This window comes from Longimonas halophila, assembly GCF_002554705.1.
In the GTDB taxonomy this organism is placed as follows: domain Bacteria; phylum Bacteroidota; class Rhodothermia; order Rhodothermales; family Salinibacteraceae; genus Longimonas; species Longimonas halophila.
On record NZ_PDEP01000034.1, the window covers coordinates 1 to 635 of the forward strand.

At 59.8% G+C, this 635-nt stretch carries 1 protein-coding gene and 1 pseudogene; one reads left to right on the top strand and one right to left on the bottom strand.

All coding sequences use genetic code 11. The annotated features are described in order from the left end of the window. Positions 1 to 119, top strand: a pseudogene (locus CRI93_RS15735) (IS982 family transposase); the annotation flags it as partial. A 20-nt stretch (positions 120 to 139) separates the two neighbouring features. On the opposite strand, the gene CRI93_RS14985 reads toward CRI93_RS15735, so the two are convergent. Continuing rightward, on the bottom strand, positions 140 to 409 hold the full coding sequence (locus tag CRI93_RS14985; protein WP_098063538.1) for a hypothetical protein: 270 nt from the start codon (positions 407 to 409) through the stop codon (positions 140 to 142). Between the last annotated feature and the right edge of the window lie 226 nt (positions 410 to 635).

The window sequence follows — 635 nt, forward strand, 5'->3', positions numbered from 1 at the left end:
GGATTGAAGAAAAAACCGGCATTCAGGCCGCCTCGAAGGTCCGGTCGACCCGGGGGCTGATGGTGCATGTGTTCGGACGCTTCGCCGCCGCGATGCTCCTGCTCGCCTTCAACTCCTGATTCGCATTATAAACCTGACGCTATGCCGGTTGACGAGCCGAGGAGGGGGCCGTCCGTTCGTGCTGCGGCGGACGGTCGTCGTGGGCGGCGGCAGTAGAAGACACCTGGGCGTGTGCATCGAGCGGATGCTGTCCACATTCCAGGCACTTGTAGTAGCCACGGGCCGGACGCGCCATCCACGGCGTGTGGGTAGCGCAGTGGGTGCATTCGCCCCACACCTTGGTGTAGTGCGCAGTGGCTTCGACCGATGCATTTAGGTAGCGGTCGCGAAGTTTCGTCAGCCAGGTCATAGCACATGAAGACGGGTTATGCAAAAGGAAGAGACGCACCGTGCGCCTCCATTTCGCCCGCCTGTACCTTCCGCACCACCATCCGTTCGCCAGCACACCCACAGTACATGACAAAACTCAGGCGGGTCTTAACAAAACAGAACGGGCCTATCCTCCAGCGGTACAGGTCGTGAGACAAACCATGACCTGTGCTGAAGAATAGACCCGTCTGCCTATGCCTTACGTG